The sequence below is a fragment of the Pseudomonas sp. E102 genome (assembly GCF_052660185.1).
Map to the genome: position 1 here is coordinate 4916197 of NZ_CP084025.1, position 13439 is coordinate 4929635.

Consider the following 13439-nt stretch of genomic DNA (forward strand, 5'->3'; position numbering starts at 1 on the left):
CGCCAGGCACGGTACCTGGCCATGTTTTGAGTTGCCTAATGAGTGACCAGTACCGTTTCGCTGTGTTCCTTTTTAATGTCCTTTGATCGCCTTATTGCCAATTCGCTGGTTCAATCTCAAATAAATGCTAAGAACCCCTATAAGGACAGGCTAAAATGCGCGCCCGGCTTACCGCTGATCCTTTTTCAACGCGCCCCACAAGGTTCGCTACGTGATCGAGTTTCAAAACGTCCATAAAACCTACCGGGTTGCCGGTAGGGATATCCCCGCCCTGCATCCGACCAGCCTGACAATCGAGAACGGTCAGGTCTTCGGCCTCATCGGCCATTCCGGTGCAGGAAAAAGTACCCTGCTGCGCCTGATCAATCGCCTGGAAGATTCCACGGGCGGCAAGATCATCGTCGATGGTGAAGAAGTCACCGCCCTGGACGCCAGCGGCCTGCGCCGTTTCCGTCAACAGGTCGGGATGATCTTCCAGCACTTCAACCTGCTGGCATCCAAGACTGTCGCCGACAACGTGGCGCTGCCGCTGACGCTGGCAGGCGAATTGTCCCGCAGCGAAATCGACCGGCGCGTCGCCGAGCTGCTGGCGCGGGTAGGGCTTTCAGACCATGCCCGCAAATACCCGGCGCAATTGTCCGGCGGCCAGAAGCAGCGCGTCGGCATCGCCCGTGCCCTGGCGACCAAACCCAAGATTCTGCTTTGCGACGAAGCCACCAGTGCCCTTGACCCGCAGACCACCGCCTCGGTGCTGCAACTGCTGGCGGAGATCAACCGCGAGCTGAAGCTGACTATCGTTTTGATCACCCACGAAATGGACGTGATCCGCCGAGTGTGCGATCAAGTGGCGGTGATGGACGCTGGCGTAATCGTCGAGCAAGGCCCGGTGGCCGACGTGTTCCTGCACCCCAAGCACCCGACCACCAAACGTTTCGTCCAGGAAGACGAGCAGATCGACGAAAGCGAACAGCGCGACGATTTCGCCCACGTCCCAGGACGCATCGTGCGTCTGACGTTCCAAGGCGATGCGACCTACGCCCCGTTGCTCGGCACCGTCGCCCGGGAGACCGGCGTGGACTACAGCATCCTGGCGGGACGTATCGACCGCATCAAAGACACCCCCTACGGGCAACTGACCCTCGCCATCACCGGCGGTGACATGGAGGCGGCGTTCGCCCGCTTCACCGCGGCCGATGTCCACATGGAGGTGCTGCGCTAATGGAACTGTTGAGTTCGTTCTTCTCCAATATCGACTGGCTGGAAATCTGGCTGGCCACCGGCGACACCTTCCTGATGCTGTTCGGTTCGCTGCTGTTCACCGTGCTGCTCGGCTTGCCCCTGGGCGTCTTGCTGTTTCTGTGCAGCCCGCGCCAGTTGCTCGAAGCCCGCGGCGTTTATGCGCTGCTGTCGCTGGTCGTAAACATCCTGCGTTCGCTGCCATTCATCATCCTGTTGATCGTGATGATCCCGTTCACGGTGTTGATCACCGGCACCTCCCTGGGCGTGGCCGGCGCGATCCCACCGCTGGTGGTCGGCGCCACCCCGTTCTTCGCTCGCCTGGTGGAAACCGCACTGCGCGAAGTGGATCGCGGCATCATCGAAGCGACCCAGGCCATGGGCGCCACCACGCGGCAGATCATCGTCAACGCCTTGCTGCCGGAAGCCCGCCCGGGCATTTTTGCAGCGATTACGGTGACAGCCATTACGCTGGTGTCCTACACGGCCATGGCCGGTGTGGTCGGCGCCGGTGGTCTGGGCGACCTGGCGATCCGCTTCGGTTACCAGCGTTTCCAGACCGATGTCATGGTCGTCACCGTGGTGTTGCTGCTGGTGCTGGTTCAGGTTCTGCAAACCGTGGGCGACAAACTGGTTGTGCATTTCTCTAGAAAATAAGGCCTCGCGCCAATAAAACCATGAGCCGGCCATTCGCTGGCGGCGTCGAGAGCAGGCGCCTAAAAAGGAGTTAGCTGAATGAAAAAACTACTGGTTGCCTTCGCTGCCGCCGCAGCGTTCTCTGCCCACGCCGATACCCTGACCGTCGCGGCCACGCCGGTCCCCCATGCGGAAATCCTCGAATTCGTCAAACCGGCGTTGGCGAAGGAAGGCGTGGACCTCAAGGTCAAAGTCTTCACCGACTACATCCAGCCGAACGTACAGGTGGCTGAAAAGCGCCTGGACGCCAACTTCTTCCAGCACCAGCCGTACCTGGATGAGTTCAACAAAGCCAAGGGCACGCACTTGGTGAGCGTGGCGGGTGTGCACCTGGAGCCACTGGGCGCGTATTCGAGCAAATACAAAAAGCTGGAAGAACTGCCAGGCGGCGCCAACGTGGTGATTCCTAACGACGCCACCAACGGCGGCCGTGCGCTGTTGCTGTTGGCGAAGGCTGGGGTGATCAAGTTGAAGGATTCGAACAATATCCTGTCGACCACCAAAGACATCGTTGAAAACCCGAAGGACCTGAAGTTCCGTGAGCTGGAAGCCGCGACCATTCCGCGGGTACTGACCCAGGTGGATCTGGCTCTGATCAATACCAACTATGCGTTGGAAGCCAAGCTTGATCCTTCCAAGGATGCGTTGGTGATTGAAGGTAACGACTCGCCTTATGTGAACATCCTCGTTGCCCGTCCGGACGACAAGGACAGTGAGGCGATGAAGAAGCTGGTGGCGGCTTTGCATACGCCGGAAGTGAAGAAATTCATTCTGGAGAAGTACAAAGGGGCGGTTTTGCCGGCGTTTTGAGCTGATCAGGTAGCAAAAAAACGGGGCTGCGTGGGAATGCAGGCCCGTTTTTTTATGCTTGGAATAAAGAGCTAAAACAACAAGCTGGTTGCCGCTCGGTAAAGAAATGGCTGAATCAAATACTTTTATTGTTTTACAAACCCTCATGATAAATTCGCGCCGCAACCTCTAATCAATAGAGGGCATTCAGGGAGAGAAGTAGTGATCAAGTCTTTGTTGGTTGGGGCGTTGCTGGCAACGGCATCGGCATCGGCGTCTGCGATGAGTTGCGATAATCCTAGAAACGCCTATGACAGAACCTATTGCGCATCGCTGAAAATGGTTCAGTCAGATCAGGACATCAATGATCAATACAAGAAGACGATGAGCGCGCTGAATCCGGATCAAAAGAAAAAAGTGAAAGCCGCTCAGATCCAGTGGATCAAGACTCGTGACAACGCCTGTTCCAACGATGGCCTGCTCTACTTGGACTGTGCCAATGAGAAGACTGAGGCGCGTATCGTCATACTCAAGGCTATCGAGCGCGAATGCCGTGCCGCCGGTTGCGACGACGCGAAGCTGTCGCAGGTCGAGTAATCCGCTAGCATTGAGCGCATCGGGTTGCAGTCGTAGCCACGAAAAACCCGACGTGAAGCGTCGGGTTTTTTCTTTAGCAGGTTGAGCCGCTGTCACGGCCCAGCGGAAGCAAGCATCCTCGCCACTAAGTTCGGTGCAATTGGGGCTGTGGGCTTAATTCAGTTGTTTGCGCTAATGGCAGGGTGCCACAATCGCCTTCTTCGCTGCGTCATAATCAGGTGGTTCAAATGGATGGCCCAAGATTGCGCAATGGCCAGGATTTTGTAATAGCCGAGCAGGTTCGAACAGATCGGTTGCAGCAACTGTTTCGCCAGTCTGTTTCTGCGGTTTTCGGTAGTTACCTGGCTGCCATCATGTTGAGTTGGCTGTGTTGGGATCGGTTTGACCACAGCACTATCGCTTGGTGGCTATTAATCCTGACCGCATCGACGCTGTTGCGTATCGCGATGTTCATAGCCTATCTGCGCAGCGACGAAAGTGAGCGTACGCCACAACGCTGGGAGCGCAGGTACTGGGTCACGCTAGTGCTATCCGCCAGCATCTGGGGCGGTGGTGCGTTCGTGCTGATGCCAGCGGACGATCTGTTGTCCCAGGCACTGGTCATGCTGTTTACCGTGGGCATGTCTGTCAGTGCGGTGTCCTGCTATTCGGCTTACCGCGATATGACCCTGGCCTCCATTGGCCTGGTGCTGTTCCCGTGCACCGTCTGGCTGCTCTTTCAACCGTCTCCGATTCAAGTCGGCATGGCACTTTCAATCTTGGTGTTCGCGGCATTTGCCGCTCGCGCCACGCACAAAATGTCCCAAGCCCTGGAAATTGCCTTTCGTCTTACCCGTGAGATGGAACACGCAAACAGCATCTCCACCCGTGCCGCACAAACCGATGAACTGACCGGACTGAAGAGTCGGCGGGCTTTTTTTGAGCATGCCCAGCAGCTCTATGATGGATGTAAGAGCAACCGGTTAGGGTTGTGCGCAGTCATGCTGGATATGGATCACTTCAAGCACATCAACGACACCTACGGCCACCAAGTCGGGGATCAGGTTTTACGCGAGATGGGGATGGTGATCAGTTCGTCGTTTCGGGCGACGGATATACATGGCCGGCTCGGTGGGGAAGAGTTCGCCATTCTGCTTCCAGACACTTCAATCGAGGTCGCTACCCAGATTGCAGAACAGCTCATCGATGCCATTGCGGGTTTGATGATCGAGCCTGTTCACGGCATATCAGCCAGCCTCGGCGTCGCGTCGACGGAGGCCTGCAATAAGGATCTCCATAGCTTGATGAACGATGCGGATAAGGCCCTGTATCGGGCAAAAGCGCTGGGGCGTAATCGAGTGGCTGTTGCTTAGCCGGATTGGCTTTGCATCACCAGTCGGAATTTGATGATGTCCATGCTCTACGGGGCATGATCAAGAATCCATCATTGGCTTGTGATGTTCCTCTCTTCGAAGGCCTGCAATTGCGCTGGCCCTTTTGACTTTCCCCAATGGCTCCTTTCTCCGATTCCCTCACGGCGCGCACGTGCTGACGCGACTGTGACGGCTGAAAATAAATATTCCTAGATATCAACGGGTTAACCAAAAGCAGGAAAATATTGTGAAATTTACCTTGCGCGCTAATTATTCATGCATTAACTTTAACGCCACTGGTTAGCGCGCAAACATTTGGCGCAAACAAAAATCGATCCAATCAATCAGCAAATGAGGAAACACCATGAACGTTCTTTACACCGCAGTCGCAACCTCCACCGGTGGCCGTGATGGCCGTGCTGTTTCCAGCGACAAAATCCTCGACGTGAAACTGGCCACTCCAAAAGCCTTGGGCGGCGCCGGAGGGGAAGCTACCAACCCCGAGCAATTGTTCGCAGCGGGTTACTCGGCCTGCTTCATCGGCGCGCTGAAATTTGTCGCCAGCCAAAGCAAACGCAGCATTCCGGCTGACGCTTCGATCACGGCCCATGTCGGCATTGGCCAGATCCCTGGTGGTTTCGGCCTGGACATCGACCTGCACATCAGCCTGCCAGGCCTGGATCAAGCCGATGCTCAAGCGCTGGTCGATGCGGCTCACCAGGTTTGCCCGTACTCCAACGCGACACGCGGCAACGTCGACGTTCGTTTGCACATCACCGTCTAACTCACTTCTTCCACGAATAAAAGGATCTGGACATGAACACTCTTAGCAAAATACTCGTTGGCTCGCTTCTGGCTCTGTCCCTCGGCAATGCGTTCGCGACTCCCTTTGTTCAACCCACGTTCGCTGAGGGGGGGGCGGATCGGCTGATCGAAAGCCGGGTCGCTGAAGGCGGCTCGGATCGGCTGATCGAAAATCGCGTAGCCGAAGGTGGTTCGGATCGACTGATCGAAAACAGAGTGGGCTGAACTACCCGTTCATCGTTAAAAAACGGTCGAATCCACCTATGTACTTCCAAAACAGAAACGCCGCTTATCTCTCACGAGAAAGCGGCGTTTTTGCAATGTGTCAGGGCAGCCTAAACGATGCTATCCACCACGCCACCATCCACACGCAACGCCGCGCCGGTGGTAGCCGAGGCCTGTTCCGAGCTGGCGTAGATGATCATGTTGGCGACTTCCTCTACCCGTGCCGCGCGCTGGATAATCGAAGTGCTGCGATGCTCGTTGACGAAGTCTGCCGCGACCTTTTCCAGGCTTTCCCCGCTGCGCTCGACGTCCGCCTGGAGCATCTTGGCAACGCCTTCGGACAGTGTCGGCCCAGGCAACACCGAGTTCACCGTCACGCCCGTGCCGGCGAGGCGTTTGGCCAGGCCGCGAGCGATGGACAGTTGCGCGGTTTTGGTGAAGCCGTAGTGGATCATGTCGGCGGGAATATTCACGCCCGACTCCGACGAGACAAACACGATCCGCCCCCAACCGCGCTCGACCATACCCTGTGCGTAAGCCCTGGAAACACGCACACCGGACATCACGTTGGTTTCGAAGAAACGCTGCCATTCGCTGTCCGGCGTTTCGAAGAAGTCTTGCTGTTTGAAAATGCCCAGGTTGTTGATGACGACATCGAAGCTGGGGTGCTTGGCGATGAGTGTCTGGCAACCTCGCTCGTTACTGAGATCGCCCACAAAGCCTGTGGCCTTGGAGGAAAGATCACCCAACCGCTGCAACGCATCCTCCACGCTGCTCTCGCTGCGACCGTTGATGACCACATGGGCGCCGGCTTCCAAGAAGCCTTTGGCGGTCGCAAAACCGATCCCGCTGGTGGAACCGGTGACCAGGACGTGACGTCCGGTGAAGTCGATGTTCATGAGCGTGACTCCTTGATGGGTGAATCAGGGGGTGCGGTACTATTGGTTGGACGATTTTAACGACAAATAAATCTGTTCCCTTTACACAGCCCCTCACACCCTATCTAGCCCACCCGAATGATGGCCTTTTGATTTCATGGAAATCTCGCTAGAATTCGTGCCCTCTCCGTGAGCGGCATGTAGAAATTTACGCAAGGAAGTCGATATGCAATTTGCAAAAGTCATAGGCCTCACCTTGGCCTTGAGTCTCAGTGGATGCGCCAGTTTCACCAAAGATGAAGTAGCACCTGTCGATATGCCTTCGATGGCGGGTTACTCGAACAAGCCAAACGTCTATGTCGACTTCGATTTCTATCAGGGCGACCCCGACAATGCCAAGGCCACTGAGGTACCGCAAGCTCGCGACATGCTCAAGCCCGAGCTGAAACGCACTTTCGATGAATCAGGGCTATTCGGACGCGTGGTCTTTGACGAGTTCCAGAAGCAACCAGGCGACTACAGTCTGCGATTGAAGGTTTACAACCATGCGCCAGGTGGTGGGCAGATGGTCTTGGCGTTCATCAGCGGCTTTACGTTCACCATCATTCCTGCGCTGGCAACCGACCAGTACACCATGAGCCTGGAAACGCTGGATGAGCATGGCCAACCATTGGGCAAGGCCAGCAATCACGATGCGATCAATACGTGGATGGGCATCTGGTTCCTGCCGTTGGCAGGTAACACGCCCAAGGCTGCCGTCACCGACACTTTCAATCGGCAAGTCAATGCGCTGTTGAAGAACTGGGTCGACAATAACCGCATGAAATATTCAGCTGTCGGTACCCAAATCCCACGGGGCTGATACTCAGAAAAAAGAGCCGCAATTGCGGCTCTTTTTTTGCTCACTTCAATGCTTGAGTGAACTGTGGATCGCTGTACAGGCTCTTTAGCAAATCCTGCAACATCGGGTTGTAGTTGTTCGCGGCAGCCGGAATGGCGATCGCACCGAAGAAACTGCTGTCCCAGTCACGCTGGACATCTTTAGTGGTTTCGTACAAGACCTGATCACCTTTACGCAACGTGAACCGTGCAGCCAATTCGCCGTGGCCGCTACCCACACCTGCGGTGAGCTGGCTTTTGATCAATTGAACCTGCAGCTGACGGTCAGCGCGGGCGTCGAGCAGGCCAGCTTGACGGAGTTCATTGTTGATCGCTGCCTGGATGTGCAGTGGAACGCTGCCTTCGGGCGAGGAAATCGGGTTCAAGCGCACCATCAACGACCCCTGGCCCGAATCGGCATTCACCTGTGCTTCGCGCAGAGGCTGCATGGGTTCATTTTTCCTGAGCTGCTGAACGTTCTGAAAATCGGGTTCATAGCGGGTCATGGTTACGCCGCAACCTTGGAGCAGAAGCGCGCAGAGCGGTAGAGCCAGGTAGAGCTTCTTCACAGCAAATCCTTATGTGCTTTTTTGAAGAGGCATTATCCGATGGTAGCTTTTAGCCATCAACCGGTACGACGGTCGCTGAGGGTTTTTCTGCTCGGTGGGGTCGGCGTTGTAGCTGGGGCGGGGTGTCTGGCGGAAAGATTGGGGCTGCTGCGCAGCCCAGCGGGAGCAAGCTCCCTCGCCACAAAGTAGGGTGTAGCCAGTTGGTTTCGTGGTGCGCCGTCCAAAGCAGGTCGTCAGTACCACCGCGCCTCGCCCGGCGGGCGTTTCTTGAAGCGTTTCATGCTCCACATGTACTGGCTCGGGTAGGCGCGTACGTAGCGTTCCACCACTTGGCTCATCGCGGCGCAGGAGGTTTCGGTGTCGGTGCTGTACATTGCGTCGGGGGCGGCTTCGAGGATGACTTTGTAGCCGGAGCCGTCCGGCAGGCGCAGGGCATGAAGGAACACGCCCACTGCTTTACCGCCAGCGAGCATGTTCGGCACGAACTTGCTGGTCAGGGCCTGGGTGGCGAAGAAGGGCACGAAGATGCCGGCGGATTCGGCCGGTTCCGGGTCGGCGGGGATGCCCACTTGGCCGCCCTTGCGCACTTCCTTGATGACGCTGAGGATGCCTTCCTTGGTGGACGCCGCGACCTTGTTGCCCAATTGCACGCGTTGCTTCTGCAGCAATTCATCCACCGCCTTGAGCTTGGGCGGGCGGTAGAAAATGATCGGTTTGCACTGGCTGCAATAGAAGTGGTTGAGCACTTCCCAGTTGCCCAGATGGCTGGTGATGCCAACCACGCCCTTGCCCGAGGCCAGGGCTTCTTTCAGCACCTCCAGGCCTTCGACTTCGCGCACCAGTTCGATGGAGCGCTGGGCCGGCCAGATCCAGGCGCAGGCGCTTTCGGTCAGAGACTTGCCGATGTCCTTGAGGCTCTGGCCCACCAGGCGTTCGCGCTCGGCGGGGTCCATCTCGGGAAAGCATTTGGCGAGGTTGATCCGCACCACATCGCGGGAGCGGTTGGGAAATTTCCACATGAGCCAGCCGATGGCCGAGCCCACCGCCTGCACCGCTCGCCAGGGCAGCAGCGCAAACAACCGCAGAGCGCCGACCAGCAAGGCGCCTTTCAACTTATCCACAGGTCACTCCTGAATGTATGGGGCGTGTTGCGAGCTGGCTATTCTAACCGCCGTTTACCAACTCGGCGTAGCGGTCGCAGTCTTGGGTGTGGTCCATGACCATGCCCGAGGCCTGCATCAGCGCATAGCAAATAGTCGGCCCGACAAAGGTGAACCCGAGTTTTTTCAGGCCTTTGCTCATCGCCAACGCCTCAGGCGTGATGGCTGGCACTTCGGTGCGGTCCTTGAAATGGTTGACGATGGGTTTGCCGTCCACGAACAACCAAAAGAATGCCACCGGGTCTTCCAGGGCCAGCCAGGCCTGGGCATTACGGCGTGCAGCCTTGAGCTTGAGACGGTTGCGGATGATGCCGGGGTCGAGCATCAGTTCATCGATTTCCGCGTCGCTCATCTGCGCCACCCGTTGCACATCGAAGCCGTACAACACTTGCCGGTAGCGCTCGCGTTTGCGCAAAACAGTGATCCAGGACAGCCCTGCCTGGAACCCTTCGAGCAAAAGCAACTCGAACAGACCCTGCGCATCGCGCAGCGGCGTGCCCCACTCTTGATCGTGATAAGCCATGTACAACGGATCTTCGGAACACCAAAAGCAGCGTGGCATAAGGCTCCAGGGGGCGTGCGCACGAACGAATCGGGTATACTCCCGCTCTTTAAATCGCAGCCCAAGAAACAGGTGAATTTCGTGAGCCAGCCTACGCCAGCCGTGCGTACCTTCCAAGACTTGATCCTCGCCCTCCAGCAATACTGGGCCGAGCAAGGTTGCGTGGTACTTCAGCCCTACGATATGGAAGTAGGCGCCGGCACTTTCCACACTGCCACGTTTCTGCGTGCCATCGGCCCGGAAACCTGGAACGCCGCTTATGTGCAGCCCAGCCGCCGCCCGACTGACGGCCGCTACGGCGAAAACCCGAACCGCCTGCAGCATTACTACCAGTTCCAGGTGGTCCTGAAGCCGAACCCGGAGAACTTCCAGGAACTGTACCTGGGCTCCCTCAAGCACGTGGGCCTCGACCCGTTGGTGCACGACATTCGTTTCGTCGAAGACAACTGGGAATCGCCAACCCTGGGCGCCTGGGGCCTGGGCTGGGAAGTCTGGCTCAACGGCATGGAAGTGACCCAGTTCACCTACTTCCAGCAGGCGGGCGGTATCGAGTGCTACCCGGTCACCGGCGAGATCACCTATGGTCTCGAGCGCCTGGCCATGTACCTGCAGGGCGTGGATTCGGTCTATGACCTGGTGTGGGCCGACGGCCCGTTCGGCAAAGTGACCTATGGCGACGTGTTCCACCAGAACGAAGTGGAGCAGTCGACCTATAACTTCGAACACGCCAATGTCGACAAGCTGTTCGAACTGTTCGATTTCTACGAAAGCGAAGCCAAGCGCCTGATCGAACTGGACCAGCCGCTGCCGCTGCCGAGCTATGAAATGGTGTTGAAGGCATCCCATACCTTCAACCTGCTGGATGCGCGCCGGGCGATTTCCGTGACCGCGCGCCAGCAATACATCCTGCGTGTACGCACCCTGGCGCGTTCCGTTGCGCAAGCCTACCTGCTGGCCCGTGCCAAGCTGGGCTTCCCGATGGCGACCCCGGACCTGCGTGATGAAGTGTTGGCTAAGCTGGAGGCTGCACAATGAGTGCTCAAGATTTTCTGGTTGAACTGGGCACCGAAGAATTGCCACCCAAAGCCCTGAACACCCTGGCCGATGCGTTCCTGGCCGGCATCGAAAAAGGTCTGCAAGCCGCTGGCCTGAACTTCGAAACCAAACACGTCTATGCCGCGCCGCGCCGCCTGGCCGTGCTGATCACCGCCCTGGAAACCCAGCAGCCGGACCGCAGCATCAACCTCGACGGCCCGCCACGCCAGGCCGCGTTCGATGCCGACGGCAACCCGACCCAGGCCGCCCTGGGCTTCGCCAAGAAGTGCGGCGTGGACCTGAGCGAGATCGACCAGAGCGGTCCGAAGCTGCGCTACAGCCAGAGCATCAAGGGCAAGCCGACCGCCAGCCTGTTGCCGACCATTGTCGAAGATTCCCTGAACGACCTGCCGATTCCCAAGCGCATGCGCTGGGCCGCGCGCAAGGAAGAGTTCGTGCGTCCGACCCAATGGCTGGTGATGCTGCTCGGCGACGAGGTCATCGATTGCACGATCCTGGCGCAGAAGGCCGGTCGCGATTCCCGTGGCCACCGTTTTCATCATCCGCACAGCGTACGCATCACGTCGCCGGCCAACTACCTGGCCGACCTGCGCGCCGCCTATGTGCTGGCCGACGCCAACGAGCGCCGCGAGCTGATCAGCAAGCGCACCGAAGAGCTGGCGACCAGCCAGGAAGGTACGGCAATCGTGCCGGCCAACCTGCTGGACGAAGTGACCGCGCTGGTGGAATGGCCGGTGCCGCTGGTGTGCTCGTTCGAGGAACGCTTCCTTGAAGTGCCGCAGGAAGCGCTGATCACCACCATGCAGGACAACCAGAAGTACTTCTGCCTGCTGGACGCGGAGGGCAAGCTGCTGCCTCGCTTCATCACCGTGGCCAACATCGAAAGCAAGGACCCGCAGCAGATCATCGCCGGTAACGAGAAAGTGGTTCGCCCGCGCCTGACAGACGCTGAGTTCTTCTTCAAGCAGGACAAGAAACAATCCCTGGAAAGCTTCAACCAGCGTTTGCAGAACGTGGTTTTCCAGGAAAAGCTCGGCAGCGTCTACGACAAGGCCGAGCGTGTCTCCAGGCTGGCGGCATTCATTGCCCCACGCATCGGCGGTGACGCCCAGCGCGCGGCCCGTGCCGGCATTCTTTCCAAGTGCGACCTGTCCACCGAGATGGTTGGTGAGTTTCCGGAGATGCAGGGCATCGCCGGTTATTACTACGCCCTCAACGATGGCGAGCCGCAAGACGTGGCACTGGCCCTGAACGAGCAGTACATGCCGCGCGGTGCCGGCGCTGAGTTGCCAACCACCTTGACCGGTGCGGCCGTGGCGATCGCCGACAAGCTCGACACCCTGGTCGGGATCTTCGGTATCGGCATGCTGCCCACTGGCAGCAAGGACCCGTACGCGCTGCGTCGCGCGGCGCTGGGCGTGTTGCGCATCCTGATCGACAAGCAGCTGGACCTGGACCTGAACGACGCCGTGGCCTTCGCCGTGAATGCGTTCGGCAGCAAGGTCAAGGCTGCCGGCCTGGCCGATGCGGTGCTTGAATTCATCTTCGACCGCCTGCGTGCGCGTTATGAAGACGAAGGCGTCGACGTCGCGACCTACCTGTCGGTGCGCGCCCTGAAGCCGGGCTCCGCCCTGGATTTCGACCAACGCGTACAGGCGGTGCAGGCGTTCCGCAAACTGCCGGAAGCCGCTGCGCTGGCGGCGGTGAACAAGCGTGTATCGAACCTGCTGGGCAAAGCCGAAGGCAATATCGCGGCCACCGTCGAGGCCAAGTACTTCGACAACGCCAACGAGTTTTCCCTGTATTCGGCGATCCAGCAGGCAGACCAGGCGGTCCAACCGATGGCGGCGGCGCGTCAGTACAGCGAAACCCTGGCACGCCTGGCAGCGTTGCGCGAACCGGTGGATGCGTTTTTTGAGGCGGTAATGGTCAACGCTGAAGACGCCAACGTACGGGCCAACCGCTATGCACTGCTGGCGCGTCTGCGCGGGTTGTTCCTTGGTGTTGCCGATATTTCGCTGCTGGGGTAAGCCTTGAAACTGCTGATTCTCGATCGGGACGGCGTGATCAATCACGATTCCGATGCTTACATCAAATCGGTGGAGGAATGGTTGCCGATCCCCGGTTCCATCGAGGCCATTGCGCAGTTGAGCAAGGCCGGCTGGACGGTGGCGGTGGCCACCAACCAGTCGGGCATTGCCCGCGGTTACTACGAGCTAACCGTCCTGGACGCCATGCACGAGCGCTTGCGCGAGCTGGTGGCCGAGCAGGGCGGTGAAGTCGGCCTGATCGTTTATTGTCCGCACGGGCCGGATGAGGGCTGCGATTGCCGCAAGCCCAAGCCCGGCATGTTGAAAACCATCGCCACGCATTATGACGTTGCGCTGGCGGGCGTATGGTTCGTTGGCGACAGCCTCGGTGACCTGGAGGCGGCCAAGGCCGTCGATTGTCAGCCAGTTTTAGTAAAGACCGGGAAAGGCGAGAAGACTCTGGGCAAGACCCTACCGGTGGGCACCTTGATATTTGACGACCTGGCGGCGATTGCCGCTGAACTTATCCACAACTAGGGCTCCCCGACATCCTGATCAAGGATTGTTCGGGAAGCGCTTGAACGGCGGGCATTGCCCGCATGGTAA

At 58.4% G+C, this 13439-nt stretch carries 15 protein-coding genes; 11 read left to right on the forward strand and 4 right to left on the reverse strand.

The features are described 5' to 3' along the window. The first annotated feature begins 211 nt into the window (after positions 1-211). From DOCECA_RS22185 to DOCECA_RS22215, 7 genes are all read left to right on the forward strand, one after another. The gene (locus DOCECA_RS22185) at positions 212-1219 is read left to right on the forward strand and encodes a methionine ABC transporter ATP-binding protein (RefSeq protein WP_420766033.1); all 1008 of its coding nucleotides are present in this window, start codon (positions 212-214) and stop codon (positions 1217-1219) included. Further along, positions 1219-1893, forward strand: coding sequence for a methionine ABC transporter permease (locus DOCECA_RS22190; protein ID WP_420766034.1), 675 nt, complete (start codon positions 1219-1221; stop codon positions 1891-1893). The genes DOCECA_RS22185 and DOCECA_RS22190 overlap by 1 nt, the downstream gene beginning before the upstream one ends. A gap of 78 nt (positions 1894-1971) precedes the next feature. Continuing rightward, positions 1972-2742 carry a MetQ/NlpA family ABC transporter substrate-binding protein gene (locus DOCECA_RS22195; RefSeq protein ID WP_434561466.1) on the forward strand — a complete coding sequence of 257 codons (771 nt, stop codon included), beginning with the start codon at positions 1972-1974 and terminating at the stop codon, positions 2740-2742. Between the two features lie 201 nt (positions 2743-2943). Further along, on the forward strand, positions 2944-3318 hold the full coding sequence (locus DOCECA_RS22200; protein WP_434561468.1) for a lysozyme inhibitor LprI family protein: 375 nt from the start codon (positions 2944-2946) through the stop codon (positions 3316-3318). A 227-nt stretch (positions 3319-3545) separates the two neighbouring features. After that, positions 3546-4670 carry a diguanylate cyclase gene (locus DOCECA_RS22205; RefSeq protein ID WP_445571089.1) on the forward strand — a complete coding sequence of 375 codons (1125 nt, stop codon included), beginning with the start codon at positions 3546-3548 and terminating at the stop codon, positions 4668-4670. Positions 4671-5034: 364 nt separating this feature from the next. Then, the gene (locus tag DOCECA_RS22210) at positions 5035-5454 is read left to right on the forward strand and encodes an organic hydroperoxide resistance protein (protein ID WP_434608672.1); all 420 of its coding nucleotides are present in this window, start codon (positions 5035-5037) and stop codon (positions 5452-5454) included. Between the two features lie 32 nt (positions 5455-5486). Continuing rightward, positions 5487-5699 (forward strand): hypothetical protein, encoded by a 213-nt coding sequence (locus tag DOCECA_RS22215; protein WP_445571090.1) that lies wholly within the window; start codon positions 5487-5489, stop codon positions 5697-5699. 110 nt (positions 5700-5809) lie between these two features. Here DOCECA_RS22215 and DOCECA_RS22220 read toward each other — a convergent pair whose 3' ends face one another. Next, complete coding sequence (locus DOCECA_RS22220) at positions 5810-6598, reverse strand: SDR family NAD(P)-dependent oxidoreductase (protein ID WP_445571091.1); 789 nt, start codon at positions 6596-6598, stop codon at positions 5810-5812. A 205-nt stretch (positions 6599-6803) separates the two neighbouring features. On the opposite strand from DOCECA_RS22220, the gene DOCECA_RS22225 reads away from it, so the two are divergent. Continuing rightward, positions 6804-7439, forward strand: coding sequence for a hypothetical protein (locus DOCECA_RS22225; RefSeq protein ID WP_434561476.1), 636 nt, complete (start codon positions 6804-6806; stop codon positions 7437-7439). 40 nt (positions 7440-7479) lie between these two features. Here DOCECA_RS22225 and DOCECA_RS22230 read toward each other — a convergent pair whose 3' ends face one another. The 3 genes from DOCECA_RS22230 to tag form a co-directional block, all read right to left on the reverse strand. Continuing rightward, a complete protein-coding gene (locus tag DOCECA_RS22230) occupies positions 7480-8025 on the reverse strand; it encodes a hypothetical protein (protein WP_434561478.1) in 546 nt (181 codons plus the stop codon). A 233-nt stretch (positions 8026-8258) separates the two neighbouring features. Beyond that, positions 8259-9146 carry a lysophospholipid acyltransferase gene (locus DOCECA_RS22235; RefSeq protein WP_122567691.1) on the reverse strand — a complete coding sequence of 296 codons (888 nt, stop codon included), beginning with the start codon at positions 9144-9146 and terminating at the stop codon, positions 8259-8261. A 43-nt stretch (positions 9147-9189) separates the two neighbouring features. Beyond that, the gene (gene tag, locus DOCECA_RS22240) at positions 9190-9747 is read right to left on the reverse strand and encodes a DNA-3-methyladenine glycosylase I (RefSeq protein WP_445571092.1); all 558 of its coding nucleotides are present in this window, start codon (positions 9745-9747) and stop codon (positions 9190-9192) included. Positions 9748-9828: 81 nt separating this feature from the next. Here tag and glyQ point away from each other — a divergent pair, with 81 nt between their 5' ends. The 3 genes from glyQ to gmhB are packed head-to-tail and all read left to right on the forward strand — an operon-like array spanning position 9829 to position 13370. Then, positions 9829-10782 carry a glycine--tRNA ligase subunit alpha gene (gene glyQ / locus DOCECA_RS22245; protein WP_022641565.1) on the forward strand — a complete coding sequence of 318 codons (954 nt, stop codon included), beginning with the start codon at positions 9829-9831 and terminating at the stop codon, positions 10780-10782. Then, on the forward strand, positions 10779-12833 hold the full coding sequence (glyS, locus tag DOCECA_RS22250; RefSeq protein WP_445571093.1) for a glycine--tRNA ligase subunit beta: 2055 nt from the start codon (positions 10779-10781) through the stop codon (positions 12831-12833). The genes glyQ and glyS overlap by 4 nt, the downstream gene beginning before the upstream one ends. A 3-nt stretch (positions 12834-12836) precedes the next feature. After that, entirely contained in the window at positions 12837-13370 is a 534-nt protein-coding gene (gmhB, locus tag DOCECA_RS22255) for a D-glycero-beta-D-manno-heptose 1,7-bisphosphate 7-phosphatase (protein ID WP_445571094.1), read from the forward strand. The last annotated feature ends 69 nt before the right edge of the window (positions 13371-13439 follow it).

What these genes read in the sequence shown, in the direction of transcription:
- DOCECA_RS22190 (WP_420766034.1), top strand. Translation starts at nt 1,219, where the DNA reads ATGGAACTGTTGAGTTCGTTCTTCTCCAATATCGACTGGCTGGAAATC.
- DOCECA_RS22195 (WP_434561466.1), top strand. Translation starts at nt 1,972, where the DNA reads ATGAAAAAACTACTGGTTGCCTTCGCTGCCGCCGCAGCGTTCTCTGCC.
- DOCECA_RS22205 (WP_445571089.1), top strand. Translation starts at nt 3,546, where the DNA reads ATGGATGGCCCAAGATTGCGCAATGGCCAGGATTTTGTAATAGCCGAG.
- DOCECA_RS22210 (WP_434608672.1), top strand. Translation starts at nt 5,035, where the DNA reads ATGAACGTTCTTTACACCGCAGTCGCAACCTCCACCGGTGGCCGTGAT.
- DOCECA_RS22215 (WP_445571090.1), top strand. Translation starts at nt 5,487, where the DNA reads ATGAACACTCTTAGCAAAATACTCGTTGGCTCGCTTCTGGCTCTGTCC.
- DOCECA_RS22220 (WP_445571091.1), bottom strand. Translation starts at nt 6,598, where the DNA reads ATGAACATCGACTTCACCGGACGTCACGTCCTGGTCACCGGTTCCACC.
- DOCECA_RS22225 (WP_434561476.1), top strand. Translation starts at nt 6,804, where the DNA reads ATGCAATTTGCAAAAGTCATAGGCCTCACCTTGGCCTTGAGTCTCAGT.
- tag (WP_445571092.1), bottom strand. Translation starts at nt 9,747, where the DNA reads ATGCCACGCTGCTTTTGGTGTTCCGAAGATCCGTTGTACATGGCTTAT.
- glyS (WP_445571093.1), top strand. Translation starts at nt 10,779, where the DNA reads ATGAGTGCTCAAGATTTTCTGGTTGAACTGGGCACCGAAGAATTGCCA.